Source organism: Mesorhizobium sp. B2-4-2, from assembly GCF_006442845.1.
Classification (GTDB): domain Bacteria; phylum Pseudomonadota; class Alphaproteobacteria; order Rhizobiales; family Rhizobiaceae; genus Mesorhizobium.
Genome location: NZ_VFVM01000003.1, coordinates 574,709 through 589,168, shown reverse-complemented (window position 1 = coordinate 589,168; position 14,460 = coordinate 574,709). Strand labels below are relative to the sequence as shown.

The following is a 14,460-nucleotide window of genomic DNA, read 5'->3' as shown; positions in this document are numbered from 1 at the left end:
CTCTTTCTCCCCGTCACTATACGGCGAGAAATGCCCGGCAGGGCAATGAGGGGCGCCGCCGGCCTCGACAATAAGCCTGCCGAACAGGCGGCATAACGGAGGGTGACATGCGGGACTTGAAAGAGCGGCCGGTTTCCGTCTTGCGCGAATTTCTCGACAGCGAGGCGGCCGGCGGCATCATGCTGATGGTGGCGGCGGCATTGGCCTTGATCGTCGCCAACTCACCGCTCTCCGGAACCTATTTTGCCGTCCTCCACGCCTATCTCGGCCCGCTCAGCGTGTCGCATTGGGTCAATGATGGACTGATGGCGGTGTTCTTCCTGCTCGTCGGCCTGGAGATCAAGCGCGAGATGCTGGACGGCCAGCTCTCGACCTGGCCGCGCAGGGTGCTGCCCGGCATCGCGGCGGCCGGCGGCATGGTGGTGCCGGCGCTGGCCTACGTCGCCATCAACCGTGACAATGCGGGCGCGCTGTCCGGCTGGGCGATCCCGACCGCCACCGACATCGCCTTCGCGCTCGGCGTGCTGTCGCTGCTCGGCAGCCGCGTACCGGCCTCGCTCAAGATCTTCCTCACCGCCCTTGCCATCATCGACGATCTCGGCGCGGTCATCATCATCGCGATCTTCTACACCAGCGGTCTGTCGCTTGCCTATCTGGGCGCCGCCTTCGCGGTGATCGCCGCGCTTGTCGTGCTCAACCGCATGCGGGTGATGAGCCTCGTGCCTTACCTCGTGCTCGGTGCGATCCTGTGGGTGCTGGTGCTGAAGTCGGGCGTGCATGCCACGCTTGCCGGCGTGGCGCTGGCCCTGACCATTCCGCTCGAACGCACCGCCGGCATCGAACGCGATCTCGATCATTCGCCGCTGCACCGGCTCGAGCACGGCCTGCACGCAATAGTGCCCTTCGTCGTCATCCCCATCTTCGGCTTCGCCAATGCCGGCGTTTCGCTGGCGGGCCTCAGCGTCGGCGCGCTGTTCGAGCCGCTGACACTCGGCGTTGCCGCCGGCCTCGTCGTCGGCAAGCTGGTCGGCGTGTTCGGCTCCTCCGCGCTTGCCATCCGCTTCGGTCTCGCCGACCTGCCGGCCCATGCCGGCTGGCTGCACATGATCGGCATCTCGCTGCTGTGCGGCATCGGCTTCACCATGAGCCTGTTCATCGGCCTGCTCGCCTTCGCCAGCGACACGGCGCTGCAGGACGCGGTCAAGGTCGGCATTCTCTCCGGCTCCCTGGTCGCGGCGCTGCTCGGAGCGGCGGTCCTGCTGATGGCGCCGGCGGCGACTGAGGTGGATGAAAGCGAGGAGTAGGGGCGTATCAGCGACTTCAATGCACTCTTTTCGAGGTCGCGCTGCCCCTCATCTGCCTGCGGGCATCTTCTCCCCGTATAGAGACGGGGAGAAGGGGTGACGCGACCCCTTGGCGTTTTCTTCCATAAGTTGGCGAATCGCCGATGACAGCACCTTTCTCCCCGTCTCTATACGGGGAGAAATGTCCGGCAGGACAATGAGGGGCGGCGCCGTGGGTTGCGTTCTATCTCCTGCCTGCCAGCCTATTCGCTCTCCCCCTCCAGCGCAGGCACGGCCACCCCGGCGAGCTCCGCCGCCAGCAGCCGCGCGGCGCCGGCCCGCGCGATTCGCAGCATCAGCGCCTTGCGCGTCGCCGCCACCATGCGGTGCTCGGGCGCCTCGCGCAAAATCTCGGCGCCATAGCCGTCGGAGAGGATGAAGCCGCATTCTTCGGGAAAAATCTCCGCCGGCACGCCGGGATGGGTGGCGAAGAAGAAGCGGTCCGAGTGCAGCCGGTAGTCGGGCCATTTGCGGTCGACACGAAAATCCTCGACCGAGGATTTGATCTCGATGATCCATATGTCGCCGTGGCGGGTCAGCGCGACGAGGTCGGCGCGGCGGCCGGTCGCCAGCGACAGTTCAGGCAGCACATGCGCGCCCATTTCGCGGAGCAGGCGCTGCACCCCGCGCCGCACCAGCATGGCGCGTTCGGACTGGCGACCATCGATGAGCGGGTTCAGGGGAATCGGTGAGATGATTGGCATGACGGGACCATGCCAGATTTTGTTCACGATTTGAACCCGTTATGAGCGGGGCATTATCTGGTTAACAAACCCAACTCAATAGGCGATAACAACATCAAGGAGTTATCGCCATGTCCATTTTGTCCCGCCCCGAGTTCCACGACGAAGCCAAGGCTTTCGAGCATGTGGAATCGATACTGTGGCCCAATGGTCCGGTTTGCCCCAAGTGCGGCTCTGTTGATAAGCACTATGCCTTGAAGGGCATTCGCACGAAGGCTTCCAAAAAGAACCCCCACGGTGTCGAGCGTCATGGCCTGTACAAGTGCAGTGCCTGCCGTTCTCAGTTCACCGTGCGCATGGGCACGATCTTCGAGGAAAGCCATTTGCCGCTCACCAAGTGGCTTCAGGCCATCCACCTCATGTGCGCCTCTAAGAAGGGCATCAGCGCTCACCAGATGCATCGCATACTCGAATGCACCTATGAGGCTGCTTGGTTCCTATGCCATCGCATTCGTCTTGCAATGGCGTCTGGCGACCTCTCCCCGCTCGGCGGCAACGGCAAGACCGTTGAGGTTGACGAGACATACACAGGCCGTCTTGCCGGCACTCGGGTTAAACGTGGCGGCGGCGCACACAAGAACACGGTCGTTACGCTGGTGAGCGTGGTGGCCGCGCCCGTTCCTTCCACGTCGATACCGCCCGAATCGGAACCGTCATGCCAATCGTTCGCGCCAACATCGCGCGGGAGACTGCACTCATGACCGACGAAAGCGGCATCTATCGCCGCGCCAGCCAGGAATTTGCTTCGCATGATGTCGTCACGCATTCCAAGGACGAGTATGTCCGCTACGAAGGCGAAAAGACCGTCCACACCAATACCGTCGAAGGCTTCTATTCGATCTTCAAGCGCGGCATGAAGGGCATTTACCAGCATTGCAGCGAGCGACACTTGCACCGCTATCTTGCCGAGTTCGATTTCCGCTACAGCAACCGCATCGCGCTTGGCGTCGATGACGGCACCCGCGCTTTCATCGCCTTGAAGGGCGCAACTGATAAGCGCCTCACCTATCATAGACCTGCTTGACGAAAAGCGGACGCACTTCCGCAGGCCCGCGCAGCTAGAGCTACCGCCCTGGCGCTATGCCAGGAAGCGGCTGCGGTCATGGGTGGCACCAAAAGAGAACATGTCCCCAAAATCATAATCGGGGACACGCTATGAGAATTCGATGGACGGCAGGGCCAAAATGCCTTAGATCGCATATCCAGTTCCTCTGCGAGGGCGACTCGCGCCTGTGGGAGGACACGGAGAACGGCGATGGTAGATTCATCAAACCAGAGCAGCGCACCCGCCGCTGAGGACAAACAGTCCCGCGACCAATCGACAATTCAATTTCCCTATGGCGATCAGGATGACGGCATCAGCGTCGCGCGCGGCATAATGGATTGTGGCGGCGTTCCGGTGGACGCCGACCAGTTGGCGGCCGCAATGAAGCAGGCTCCGTCAAGCGGCAACTTCCGACTTAAGATTGCAACCGCCCGAACGTTCGGCATCATCGAGACGGTCGGTGGCAAATATCAACTGACCGAATTGGGGTTTGCGATTGTGGACCCCAAGCGAGAGCGAGCCGCGCGCGCAGACTCTTTTCTGAAAGTGCCACTATACAAGCGCGTCTATGACGAGTTCCGGGGCAAGCAACTGCCTCCACGACCGGCGCCACTGGAACATGCTTTTGTGGGCTTTGGTGTCGCACCAAAGCAAAAGGAAAAAGCTCGCCATGCCTTCGATAGGTCTGCAAGCCAAGCAGGCTATTTCCCCAACGGAGATCGAGACCGCCTTGTGCGCCCGCCCATCGCGAACGCTGGGGAGAACGCTGCCGACGCACATGAAGGCAAAAAGGAACAACGTGATGATGACGCTGGCCGGGGCAGGAAAATTTGGTTTGCCGGCGGCGGGGATGGCGGTGGTGGTGCTGACAACTATCACCCGTTTATCCAGGGCCTTCTTAAAGAGCTTCCGACACCGGGGGAGGAGTGGAAGCACTCAGAACGGATCAAATGGCTTCGGCTCGCAGCGAACGCCTTCGACATGATTTATGAGGGCGACGGGGAGATTGAAATCGGGGAGCCGCAGAAACGAAAAAGCGACGCATTCCAATAGGGTGCGCCGCTCCAGATTTTCGAGTGTGTCGCGTCTTTGCAGGCCAGCGGGCCGCGACACAGAACCCAAGCGAGTGAAAGGAGGATGCGTCATGTGGTTCATGACCCGGAGAATACCGGTAGCCGCCTGATGGCGGCTCACCCTGCCCCCTTCCACAGGGGGTAAGAGCGAAAGCGTCGGGGCGTCCATAGCCTTCGGCGCTTTCGTGCGTTTCGTTTATCATGCGTCGGACTCGGAGTCTATATTCCTATGCCTAAGCCAAGTGATAAGCCGCAAATCGACAAATTCCGCGACGCGGCGCGCGAACTGAAAACGGATCAGTCCGACGCTGCCTTTGAGGCTGTGGTGAACAAAATCGCCCACGCGCCGAAGCTCACCAATGAGCAGATAAAGGAATTGGTGCGGCGGAAGCGCGAAGCGGACAAGAAAAAGCCCGCCTAAGCGGGCTTCCCATGTTTCTTGACGCCACCCTGTTTGGGGTGCTTTACGCCTCGTAGGGCGAGATAGAGCGCAGCTCCAAAGACCAAGCCAGCGAGGGGCACGAAAATACCGATCTCATTCATAGCCGTCCTCCTTCCGTAATAGGCTTAGGACTAAGTGTCCTACCGTATGTAGGGCGAAACCACCTATCGCCCAAGCTAATGACCACCATTGTAGGTCCTGGTGGTTAATTGCCGGTACGACTACCGAACCACCGATCATACCCACGGCAAGCGCATTTATCGCGCTCGCGGCGTACTTGACGCTCTCATTGAACCGTTTGGCGTCTCGTGAGTTCCGGATTTCTGGATTGATTATATGGTGCACCGCACCATAGATCAAAACAAATTCTACAATGAGGAAAACCACGCCCCAAGCGATTTTCCAGCCTTCAACCCCCAGCATGCGCCCCTCCAAGCGAATGCCAGTCATACGCTCAATTTGGATAATGGGAAAGCTGCGTCATTCCCCTACGGCTGGGTAGCGCTCACAATCTTTTGCTTAGTGCCCAAGCGAATGCCGCAGCCGCATCGTCTGGCGCGGCATTGACCATGGCCAATGCCATTTCTTCAAAGCTGTCGGCTTCGATATGGACGGACCAGTCGGTGCCTCGTTGCTTCAAGTCCCCGGTCTCAAAATCTATCGCCACAACAGGGCCGAGCCGGCGAACCCTGCCATCAACCGCGTCACTTACCTTCTGTGCCTGCCTACCCCTACGCACACAGGTGATGCCCATTCCAGGTGCCTCCGTTTAAGCCTGAATAACGCGAACGGCCCGCCTTATGGAAGGGCAGGCCGTTCTGTCTCGCGAGTTGTTACCTTATTACACCCTAACGTTGGGTTTGTCAACCATATAATCGCCTATGAGCGGCCAGGCTCCACCATTTCGATCGTAATCGGCACGCCCTGGCGCAACGAGTTGCTGACCGTCGAAACCGCGCTGGCACCGTCAATGATCCTTTGGGGATCGGACCCGTCCAAGGTCTCGCAGGAAACCGTCATCCTTGCTGCGGTCGCCAGCAGGGGCTTGCCGTCGAGATCACGCCTCACTGAGACGGCGATCCTGCCGAGTTTCACGCCGATCTCGTCGGCGACATAGCGAAGGTCGTTGCAGAAGCAGCCGCCAATCGCCAGCGCCAGCAGCTGGCCGCCATTGAAGCCCAGGCCCATGCCGCCGGCCTTGCCCTCGGGCCGGTCGACGACGATCGTGTGGCCGCCGGCCCAGCCCATGGCGGCTTCGGTGCCTTCGACATTGTGCAGTTCGACAGTCATCGAGGCCATCGGCATCCTCCCTCCGTAGCCGAGAGGCGTCGGGCCTGGCCGGCACGGATCTATGCGACCGTGACGGCTTTATCGCCGAGCGGCGCGGTTCCCGCAATGTCATCGATGATCGGGCAGTCCGGCCGGTCGTCGCCATGGCAGGCCTGGACGAGCTTCTGCAGGGTCGATCGCATCGCCTGCAGCTCGCGCACCTTCTCCTCGATCGCCCTGACATGGGCGGTGGCGATCTCGCGCACGTCGTGGCTGGCGCGGCTGCGGTCCTGGTAAAGCGCCATCAACTGGCGGCAATCGTCAATGGAAAAGCCCAGGTTGCGGGCACGGCGCAGGAAGGTCAGCCGATGGATGTCGTCGCCCGAATAGTCGCGATAGCCGTTGCCGGCACGCGCAGGCGCGATCAGGCCGATTTCCTCATAGTAGCGGATGGTCTTGGCTGGCAGACCGGAACGCTGGGCGGCGTCGCCGACATTCATGGTTGTTCCTCGATTCCTGCTGGCCCGAGAGTCATGGCCATTGAATTTCCTTCACAATCCGGTGAAGGCTGTTGCCGAAATGCCGCAGTTGCTGGCTTACCGGCAGGTGAGGTCTTGCATATAGGCATCGCGTACTTGGCAAGCAAAGCAAATGCCAGCATGAATGATGGCAAGAAAGCGGCCGACTCGTGCCGCGGATGTTTGGCGGGGCACGGATCACCTCATGCGCATGAAGTCGCTTGCAGTAATTGCCGCACTGGCGCTGTCCACCGCACTCGCCGGTTGCAGCACCATTGGCGGGCAGATATTCTCCAACGACTATGGCGCGGTGACCGACGCCGGCTACCAGCTGCCGCGCATCCCGATCGAAAAGGTGCCCGCGAAGTATCACCGGCAGGAGGTGAACTACGACACCAAGGAAAAGCCGGGCACCATCATCGTCGATACGCAGAACAAGTTCCTCTACTTCGTCGAGGGTGACGGCCGGGCAATTCGCTACGGCATCGGCGTCGGCCGCGAGGGCTTCGAGTGGCATGGCACCGCCCATGTCGCCATCAAGCGCGAATGGCCGACCTGGACGCCGCCGTCGCAGATGATCAAGCGCCAGCCGGAACTCGCCAAGTTCGCCGGCGGCATGGAGCCGGGCCTGAAGAACCCGCTCGGCGCGCGCGCTCTGTACCTGTTCAACAAGGGCGGCGACATGGGCTATCGCCTGCATGGCAGCCCGGAATGGAACTCGATCGGCAAGGCGATGTCTTCGGGCTGCATCCGGCTGATGAATCAGGACATCATCGACCTTTACGATCGCGCCGAGGTCGGCGCCAAGGTCATCGTCCTCTGACCGTGACCGCGAGGTTCATGGTCAAAACCGTTCGTACGCGGACCGTCTAGGCAACAACGGACGTCCCCAACAAAAAACCGGGCAATTCGGCCCGGTTTTTTGTTGCTTGCTTTTTGAGAATCGTCGCCGCGCTCGGCGAAGACGAATGGTCAGGCGACCTGTTCGACCTGCTGGACCTCGGGAACGAAGTGGCGGAGCAGGTTCTGGATGCCGTGCTTCAGCGTCGCCGTCGATGACGGGCAGCCGGCGCAGGCGCCCTTCATGTGCAGGAACACGGTGCCGTTCTCGAAGCCGCGGAAGGTGATGTCGCCGCCATCCTGGGCCACTGCCGGGCGCACCCGTGTGTCGAGCAGCTCCTTGATGGTGATGACGAGTTCCTCGTCGGCCTTGTCGTAGAACTCGCCGGTCTGGCTGGTCTCCGCGGCCGGGCCGGCATTGGCCATGACAGGCGCGCCGGACATGAAATGCTCCATGATGGCGCCCAGGATCGCCGGCTTCAGATGCTGCCAGTCGGGCCCGTCCTTGGTCACGGTGATGAAGTCGTAGCCGAAGAAGACGCCGGTGACGCCCGGTATTTCGAACAGCCGGCCGGCCAGCGGCGAGGCCGTCGCCGCACTGTCGGCATCACGGAAATCGGCGGTGCCTTCCAAAAGCACTTCCTTGCCGGGCAGGAATTTCAGCGTCGCCGGGTTTGGCGTCGATTCGGTCTGGATGAACATGGCCGTCTCCGTGCCCGTCTCGGGCAGATAGTTTGGAATAATTCTAAATAAGCTCTATCGGCTGGACATTCAAGCGAAACGCGTCGCCCGAACGGCTGGCTGGCGGAATGTTTTTGCTGGCTGGGGATCGAAATCCCTGGCGGGCTTCAGGCGAGGCTGTCGATTTCCTCGTCCGAAAGGTTTTGCGGCACCACGGTCACCGGGATAGGGAAGGCGGCGCCCTTGCCGGCCACCGCGCCGACCAGCGGCCCGGGCCCTTCCTTGCCGGCGCCGGCCGCCAGCACCAGGATGGCAATATCCTGATCTTCCTCGATCAGCTTGTGGATCTCTTCGGTGGGCTTGCCCTCGCGCACCACCATCTCGGGTTCGATGCCGAGCTTCTGGCGCACCTTGTTGGCATAGCTGTCGAGCGCGGTGCGTGCGGTGGCGGTCGCCTCCTCGCGCATGATCTTCTCGACGCCCAGCCAGTGCTGGAAATCGTCCGGTTCGATGACATAGAGCAGCACCAGCACGCCGCTGGTGCTCAGCGCCCGCTTCGAGGCGTAGGCGACGGCGCGCTCGCATTCGGGCGTATCGTCGATGATCGCCAGGAACTTCCGGCGATGTCCGGCTTCGCGGCTGAGGCGTTTGGAGACCATGTCTATTTACTCGATGTCATTTCGGCCGCAATCTGCCACTGCGGCTGACCGGCGGCAAGCCGCCGGTCTTTGGCCGGTATGGTGCGGGGCATAAGGATGCGGATCAGTCCTGCAGCAGCCCGATGATGTCGCGCACCGTCTTCATCGTCGCTTCGGCCAGCACGCCGGCGCGCTCGCCGCCGTCCCTCAGCACCGCGTCGACATAGGCGCGGTCATCGGAAATGCGGCGCATTTCGGCGGCGACGGGAGCCAGTTTTTCGACTGCCAGGTCGGCCAGTGCCGGCTTGAACACCGAAAACTGCTGGCCGCCGAACTCCTTCAGCACCGCCTCTTTCGATATGTCCGCAAGGCCGGCATAAATGCCGACCAGGTTTTCCGCTTCCGGCCGGGTGGCGAGGCCGTCCACTTCGCTCGGCAAGGCTTCCGGATCGGTCTTGGCCTTGCGGATCTTCTTGGAGATGGCGTCGGCATCGTCGGTCAGATTGATGCGCGACAGATCCGACGGGTCCGACTTCGACATCTTCTTGGAGCCGTCGCGCAACGACATGATGCGCGCCGCCGGCCCGCCGATGACCGGCTCGGTGATCGGAAAGTAGCCGTTCACAATTTCCTCTCCGACCTGCATCTCGACGCCGACGCCAAGACCGGCGATGCGGTCCGAAAAGTCGTTGTTGAATTTCTGGGCGATGTCGCGCGTCAGTTCCAGATGCTGCTTCTGGTCCTCGCCGACCGGCACATGGGTGGCGCGGTAGAGCAGGATGTCGGCTGCCATCAGCGAGGGATAGGCAAGCAGGCCGAGCGAGGCGTTCTCGCGGTCCTTGCCGGCCTTGTCCTTGAACTGCGTCATCTTGTTCATCCAGCCGATGCGCGCCACGCAGTTGAAAATCCAGGCGAGCTCGGCGTGCTGCATCACCCGCGACTGGTTGAACACGATGTGCTTCTTCGGATCGATGCCGGAGGCCAGGAATGCCGCGGTGATGGAGCGCGTCTGGTCCTTGAGGTCGTCATAAACCAGCTGGGCCGTCAGCGAATGCAGGTCGACGACGCAGTAGATGCAGTCGGACGTCTCCTGCAGGGCGACGAATTTCTTGATGGCACCGAGATAGTTGCCAAGATGCAGATTGCCGGTCGGCTGGACGCCGGAGAAGACGAGTGGCTTGAAGGCGGACATGGTTTCCTCGTGGCTTGTGGAGGGCCGTATAAGCGTGATTCCGAAAAGTTGCAGACTTTTCGGAGCCAATCACGCGGCTGGAAACCGCGTGCGGCGAAAGTCTTGCGACGGCGCGCTTATGGACGAACATGACGCTGCGATCAAGACTGCTATTGCAGTCGGGCTGCCCGGCCTACTCGTCCAGCTCGGCGTTTACGGCTGGTGGTGTCGCTTTGCCTGAGCCGCGCTTCACATTGCGCCGGATCATGCCGAAATCGGCGCCGCCGCTGGCAAAGGCCGTGACGAAGTAGAGCAGCGCCCCGCCGGCCACCAGCCCCAGCAGCGTCGTCGCCTTGACGACCAGCGGCGAGCCGGAGCCGAGGCTGGCGCTCAGCCAGTGTTCGGCGAAATAGAGGGCGACGCCCATCACCCCCGCCGAGAGCACCAGACGCGGAATGCGCTTCAGAAGCGGCACGTCGCGGCCCCAATGGCCGCGCCGGATCAGCACCCCGAGCAGCATCAGCGCGTTGACCCAGCCGGCCACCGCCGAGGCCACGGCGATGCCGGGCGCGCCCATCCTCGGAAACAGCGTCAGCGCGGTGGCGACGTTCACCGCCACCGAGATGGCGGCGAAGGTCATCGGCGTGCGTGTGTCCTCGCGGGCGAAATAGCCCGGGGTGAACGCCTTGATCAGCACGAAGGCCGGCAGGCCGAGCCCGAAGATCGCCAGGATCGCCGCCACGACAGGCGTCGAATGGTTGGCGGCGAACGCGCCGCGCTCATAGACCAGCCGCACGATCGGCTCAGACATGACCCAGAGCGCCACCGCAGCCGGCAAGGTCATGAACAAGGTGAATTCGACCGAGCGGTTTTGCAGATTGGCCGCCTCGATCAGATTGCCCGACTTCAGCGCCCGCGACAGTTCCGGCAACAGCACGATCGCAACGGCGACGCCGACCACGCCAAGTGGCAGCTGGTAGACGCGGTCGGCATAGGCGAGCGAGGAGACGGCGCTGTCCTGCGCCGAGGCGATGGCGGTGCCTATCAGCTGGTTGATCTGGGTGATGCCGCCGGTGATCGCCGCCGGCAGCGCCAGGATCAGGAGCCGCTTCACGTTCGGCGTCATCTTCGGCCGGCGGAAACCGATCGAGATGCCGGCGTTGCGAACCGCCACCCAGACGATGGCGAGCTGCACGAGGCCCGCCGCCAGAACGCCCCAGGACAGGCTGAAGCCGACGGCATGCGCATCCAGCCCATGATACCAGGCATAGCCAAGCACGCTGATCAGGATGATGTTGAGAAAGGCAGGCGCGATCGCCGCGGCGAAATAGCGGCGTAGCGAATTCAGCATGCCCGCCATCATGGCGGCCAGCGACATGCAGATGAGATAGGGGAACATGATCGTCGCCAGAGTGACGGTCGTCTCGAACTTGCCCGGCGTGTCGGCGAAACCCGGCGCCACCAGGTAGCGCACGATCAGCGGCATCGCCAGTTCCATGGCGATGGTCAGCGCCAGCAGCGCCGTGAACAGCACCCCGAACACTTCCTCTGAAAAGCGCTTGGCGCCGTCGGTGCCGTGCGTCTCGATCTCCTTGGCGAACAGCGGCACGAAGGCGGCGTTGAAGGCGCCTTCGGCGAACAGCCGGCGAAAGGTGTTGGGAAACTGGAAGGCGGCGTTGAAGGCGTCGGCCACCGGTCCGGTGCCCAGTGCTGCCGCCATCAGCATCTCGCGGCCGAAACCGAGCGCGCGGCTCATCAGCGTGCCGGAAGCGACCGTAGCGAATTTCTTGACGAGGCTCATGCGTTTGGAGACTGCCTGCGCGATTGGGACAAAGTGATGGTGGCGCTCACTCGGCGGCGGCCCTGGTCCTGCTGCCGCGTTCGGAGGCCGTGCCCTCGAGCGTCGCCGTCAGCCGGTTGCGGATGGTGGTGGTGCGTGACGGGCTGTCGATCTTCTGGCCGGTGAGGTCGGTGACATAGAACGTATCGATCACCTTTTCGCCGAAGGTAGTGATGTGGGCCGACGCGATGTCGAGCGACAGGTCGGACAGCGTTCCGGTGATCTCCGACAACAGGCCCGGCCGGTCCAGCCCCTCGACCTCGATCACCGAAAATCGGTTCGACAGCGTGTTGCGGATTTCGGCGCGCGGCGCGATCCGGAAGACCTTGGCGCCGCGCTTGGGTTTGGTGCGCTTCTCGATCATCTCCGGGAGCCAGCTCTTGCCCGACAGCACGTCCTCGATCAGCCGCCCGACGCGCTCGGCACGCCGGCGCTCGTCCTCGTCGCGATCGAACTCCCTCGAGATCAGGATCGTGTCCAGCGCGCGGCCGTCCGAGGTGGTGAAGATCTGCGCGTCGACGATGTTGCCGCCGGCCGCCGCACAGGCGCCGGCGATCACCGACAGCAGGCGCGGATGGTCCTGCGCCAAAACGGTGATCTCGGTCACCGCCTCGAACTGGTGCGTCTTGACCATGGTGGCAAGCTTGTTGCCGGACGCATCCGCCTCGCGGATGAATTCGGCGTGGCGAAGCTGGTCCGGCAGGTCGACGGTCAGCAGGTAATTCTCATAGTGCAGGCCGACATAGCGTTTGCGGATCTTGTCGGGCCAGCCGGCGAGCGCTTCGGCCAGGCACTCGCGCGCCGCCGCCGTGCGCTGGGCGCGCGACACTTCCGAGAAGCCGCCGGTGAGCAGCAGTTCGGTCTCGTAGTACAGCGTGCGCAGCAACTGGCCCTTCCAACCGTTCCAGACGCCCGGTCCGACGCCCCTGATGTCGCAGACGGTGAGGATGAGAAGCAGCTTCAGCCGCTCGACGGACTGCACGATCGAGGCGAAGTCCTCGATCGTCTTGCGATCGTTGAGATCGCGCGTCTGCGCCGTCATCGACATGACCAGATGGTTCTCGACCAGCCAGGCCACCGTTTCGGTGTCGGTGGTCGAAAGTCCCATATGCGGGCAGATGCGCCGGGCGATCCGGGCGCCGGCTTCCGAATGGTCCTCCGGCCTGCCCTTGGCGATGTCGTGCAGCAGCACGGCGACGTAGAGCGCCTCGCGGCTCTTTCTCAGTCCCGGCATCAGCGAATGCGACAGTGGATGCACCTTCTCGCCGTCGCCGCGCTCGATCTCGGCCAGCACGCCGATGCAGCGGATCAGATGCTCGTCGACCGTGTAGTGGTGGTACATCGAGAACTGCATCATGGCGACGATCTTGCCGAAATCGGGGATCAGCCGGCCGAGCAGCCCCGCCTCGTTCATGCGGCGCAGATTGAGCTCGGCGTTGCGGTCCGAGGTCAGGATGTCGAGGAACAGCCGGTTGGCCTCCTCGTCGCGCCGGAGCGATTTGTTGACCAGGCCGAGCGAGCGGGTGAGCAGCTTCAGCGCGTCGGGGTGAAACTCCAGCCCGTGCTTGTCGGCGAACCAGAACAGCCTGAGCAGATTGACCGGATCGCGCTCGAACACCTGGTCGTCGGCGATGTTGATACGGTGGTTGTCGACGATGAAATCCGACGTGCCGGCAAGCTTGCGCTTGCGGCGCTGGAAGGTGAGGAAGATGCGGTTGAAGCCCGGCACATGCTTGGCCTGCTCCTCTTCGAGCGCGGCGCAGAAGATGCGGGTCAGGTCGCCGACATCCTTGGCGACGAGGAAATAGTGCTTCATGAAGCGCTCGACCGCCGACAGGCCGGGATGCGTGGTGTAGCCCAGCCGCTCCGCGATCTCGCGCTGGATGTCGAAATGCAGCCGCTCCTCGGCCTTGCCGGTGAGGAAATGCATGTGACAGCGCACGGCCCACAGGAAATCCTCGGCCTTCTGGAACTCGCGGTATTCGGCCTGCGTGAAGACGCCCTTCTCGACCAGCTCCTCGCCGGTGCGCACCCGGTAGAAATATTTGCCGATCCAGAACAGCGTCTGCAGGTCGCGCAGGCCGCCCTTGCCGTCCTTGACGTTGGGCTCGACCAGATAGCGGCTTTCGCCGGCCTTGGCATGGCGCTCGTCGCGTTCGGCGAGCTTGGCCTGCACATATTCCGGTCCGGTGGTGCGCACCACCTCATGGTCGAAGCGCAGCATCAGTTCGTCGTAGAGCTTCTGCTCACCCCACAGGAAGCGCGCTTCCAGGATCGAGGTGCGGATGGTGATGTCGGTGCGCGACAGCCGCAGGCATTCCTCGATGTTGCGGGTCGCGTGGCCGACCTTCAGCCCGAGGTCCCACAGCATGTAGAGCATGTATTCGACTGTCTGTTCGCCCCACGGCGTCTGCTTGTAGGGCAACAGGAACAGGAGGTCGATGTCGGATCCCGGCGCCAGCGTGCCGCGCCCATAGCCGCCGACCGCGACGACGGCCATGCGTTCGGCCACCGACCGGTTCTTTACCCGGTAGACATGGGTCGCGACAAAATCGTAGAGCGCCCGGATCAGCTCATCCATCAGATGCGACAGCCGCTCGGCGCAGGCATTGCCGCCGCCATCCTGCTTCAGCATGGCCTCGGCTGTTTTGCGGCCCGCGGCGAGCCGGCCCTTGAGAAGCTGGAGAACCCCGGCGCGGGCGGCCGATCCGGAGCCGTCCCCGGTCGTGGCCGCCGTCAGCGCGGTCATCTCGCGGCGCAAGGCGTCGCCGTCGATCAGTTCATCGAGCTTCAGGGAGATTTTCGCCATGGTACCGGTTGGCCTTGCCTTTTGGGCGGCGTCTATAGCGCGTTTCCG

General features: G+C 62.8%; 14 protein-coding genes and 1 pseudogene. 5 read left to right on the top strand and 10 right to left on the bottom strand.

The window, feature by feature from the left end:
• The first annotated feature begins 107 nt into the window (after window positions 1-107).
• Window positions 108-1,304 (top strand): Na+/H+ antiporter NhaA, encoded by a 1,197-nt coding sequence (gene nhaA, locus FJ942_RS09750; protein ID WP_140897561.1) that lies wholly within the window; start codon window positions 108-110, stop codon window positions 1,302-1,304.
• A gap of 242 nt (window positions 1,305-1,546) precedes the next feature.
• On the opposite strand, the gene FJ942_RS09740 is transcribed toward nhaA, so the two are convergent.
• Window positions 1,547-2,047 carry an MmcB family DNA repair protein gene (locus FJ942_RS09740; RefSeq protein ID WP_140497303.1) on the bottom strand — a complete coding sequence of 167 codons (501 nt, stop codon included), beginning with the start codon at window positions 2,045-2,047 and terminating at the stop codon, window positions 1,547-1,549.
• 110 nt (window positions 2,048-2,157) lie between these two features.
• Between FJ942_RS09740 and FJ942_RS09735 the strand changes: the two are divergent.
• From FJ942_RS09735 to FJ942_RS09725, 3 genes and pseudogenes are all read left to right on the top strand, one after another.
• Window positions 2,158-3,110, top strand: a pseudogene (locus FJ942_RS09735) (IS1595 family transposase).
• 231 nt (window positions 3,111-3,341) lie between these two features.
• Window positions 3,342-4,184: a hypothetical protein gene (locus FJ942_RS09730; RefSeq protein ID WP_140649456.1), complete on the top strand. Its 843-nt coding sequence runs from the start codon at window positions 3,342-3,344 to the stop codon at window positions 4,182-4,184.
• 249 nt (window positions 4,185-4,433) lie between these two features.
• Window positions 4,434-4,625, top strand: coding sequence for a hypothetical protein (locus FJ942_RS09725; protein WP_140897559.1), 192 nt, complete (start codon window positions 4,434-4,436; stop codon window positions 4,623-4,625).
• 114 nt (window positions 4,626-4,739) lie between these two features.
• On the opposite strand, the gene FJ942_RS09720 is transcribed toward FJ942_RS09725, so the two are convergent.
• From FJ942_RS09720 to cueR, 4 genes are all read right to left on the bottom strand, one after another.
• On the bottom strand, window positions 4,740-5,069 hold the full coding sequence (locus tag FJ942_RS09720; protein ID WP_140670788.1) for a hypothetical protein: 330 nt from the start codon (window positions 5,067-5,069) through the stop codon (window positions 4,740-4,742).
• A gap of 82 nt (window positions 5,070-5,151) precedes the next feature.
• Window positions 5,152-5,400, bottom strand: a complete 249-nt coding sequence (locus tag FJ942_RS09715; RefSeq protein WP_140649452.1) for a hypothetical protein — start codon at window positions 5,398-5,400, stop codon at window positions 5,152-5,154.
• A 125-nt stretch (window positions 5,401-5,525) separates the two neighbouring features.
• The gene (locus FJ942_RS09710) at window positions 5,526-5,945 is read right to left on the bottom strand and encodes an OsmC family protein (RefSeq protein WP_140897557.1); all 420 of its coding nucleotides are present in this window, start codon (window positions 5,943-5,945) and stop codon (window positions 5,526-5,528) included.
• Window positions 5,946-5,995: 50 nt separating this feature from the next.
• Entirely contained in the window at window positions 5,996-6,415 is a 420-nt protein-coding gene (gene cueR, locus FJ942_RS09705; RefSeq protein ID WP_140559742.1) for a Cu(I)-responsive transcriptional regulator, read from the bottom strand.
• 223 nt (window positions 6,416-6,638) lie between these two features.
• Between cueR and FJ942_RS09700 the strand changes: the two genes are divergently transcribed.
• Window positions 6,639-7,256, top strand: a complete 618-nt coding sequence (locus FJ942_RS09700) for a L,D-transpeptidase (protein ID WP_140497135.1) — start codon at window positions 6,639-6,641, stop codon at window positions 7,254-7,256.
• Window positions 7,257-7,405: 149 nt separating this feature from the next.
• Here FJ942_RS09700 and FJ942_RS09695 read toward each other — a convergent pair whose 3' ends face one another.
• The 5 genes from FJ942_RS09695 to FJ942_RS09675 form a co-directional block, all read right to left on the bottom strand.
• Complete coding sequence (locus FJ942_RS09695) at window positions 7,406-7,975, bottom strand: NifU family protein (protein ID WP_140497133.1); 570 nt, start codon at window positions 7,973-7,975, stop codon at window positions 7,406-7,408.
• 146 nt (window positions 7,976-8,121) lie between these two features.
• Window positions 8,122-8,613, bottom strand: a complete 492-nt coding sequence (locus FJ942_RS09690; RefSeq protein WP_140497131.1) for a universal stress protein — start codon at window positions 8,611-8,613, stop codon at window positions 8,122-8,124.
• 103 nt (window positions 8,614-8,716) lie between these two features.
• A complete protein-coding gene (gene trpS, locus FJ942_RS09685; RefSeq protein WP_140497129.1) occupies window positions 8,717-9,784 on the bottom strand; it encodes a tryptophan--tRNA ligase in 1,068 nt (355 codons plus the stop codon).
• Between the two features lie 172 nt (window positions 9,785-9,956).
• Window positions 9,957-11,564, bottom strand: a complete 1,608-nt coding sequence (gene murJ / locus FJ942_RS09680; RefSeq protein WP_140897555.1) for a murein biosynthesis integral membrane protein MurJ — start codon at window positions 11,562-11,564, stop codon at window positions 9,957-9,959.
• 46 nt (window positions 11,565-11,610) lie between these two features.
• A complete protein-coding gene (locus FJ942_RS09675) occupies window positions 11,611-14,412 on the bottom strand; it encodes a [protein-PII] uridylyltransferase (RefSeq protein WP_140512962.1) in 2,802 nt (933 codons plus the stop codon).
• Window positions 14,413-14,460: the final 48 nt, after the last annotated feature.

Coding starts and splice junctions, on each gene's coding strand:
- nhaA (WP_140897561.1), top strand. CDS start 108: ATGCGGGACTTGAAAGAGCGGCCGGTTTCCGTCTTGCGCGAATTTCTC.
- FJ942_RS09740 (WP_140497303.1), bottom strand. CDS start 2,047: ATGCCAATCATCTCACCGATTCCCCTGAACCCGCTCATCGATGGTCGC.
- FJ942_RS09730 (WP_140649456.1), top strand. CDS start 3,342: ATGGTAGATTCATCAAACCAGAGCAGCGCACCCGCCGCTGAGGACAAA.
- FJ942_RS09725 (WP_140897559.1), top strand. CDS start 4,434: ATGCCTAAGCCAAGTGATAAGCCGCAAATCGACAAATTCCGCGACGCG.
- FJ942_RS09720 (WP_140670788.1), bottom strand. CDS start 5,069: ATGCTGGGGGTTGAAGGCTGGAAAATCGCTTGGGGCGTGGTTTTCCTC.
- FJ942_RS09715 (WP_140649452.1), bottom strand. CDS start 5,400: ATGGGCATCACCTGTGTGCGTAGGGGTAGGCAGGCACAGAAGGTAAGT.
- FJ942_RS09710 (WP_140897557.1), bottom strand. CDS start 5,945: ATGGCCTCGATGACTGTCGAACTGCACAATGTCGAAGGCACCGAAGCC.
- cueR (WP_140559742.1), bottom strand. CDS start 6,415: ATGAATGTCGGCGACGCCGCCCAGCGTTCCGGTCTGCCAGCCAAGACC.
- FJ942_RS09700 (WP_140497135.1), top strand. CDS start 6,639: ATGCGCATGAAGTCGCTTGCAGTAATTGCCGCACTGGCGCTGTCCACC.
- FJ942_RS09695 (WP_140497133.1), bottom strand. CDS start 7,975: ATGTTCATCCAGACCGAATCGACGCCAAACCCGGCGACGCTGAAATTC.
- FJ942_RS09690 (WP_140497131.1), bottom strand. CDS start 8,613: ATGGTCTCCAAACGCCTCAGCCGCGAAGCCGGACATCGCCGGAAGTTC.
- trpS (WP_140497129.1), bottom strand. CDS start 9,784: ATGTCCGCCTTCAAGCCACTCGTCTTCTCCGGCGTCCAGCCGACCGGC.
- murJ (WP_140897555.1), bottom strand. CDS start 11,564: ATGAGCCTCGTCAAGAAATTCGCTACGGTCGCTTCCGGCACGCTGATG.
- FJ942_RS09675 (WP_140512962.1), bottom strand. CDS start 14,412: ATGGCGAAAATCTCCCTGAAGCTCGATGAACTGATCGACGGCGACGCC.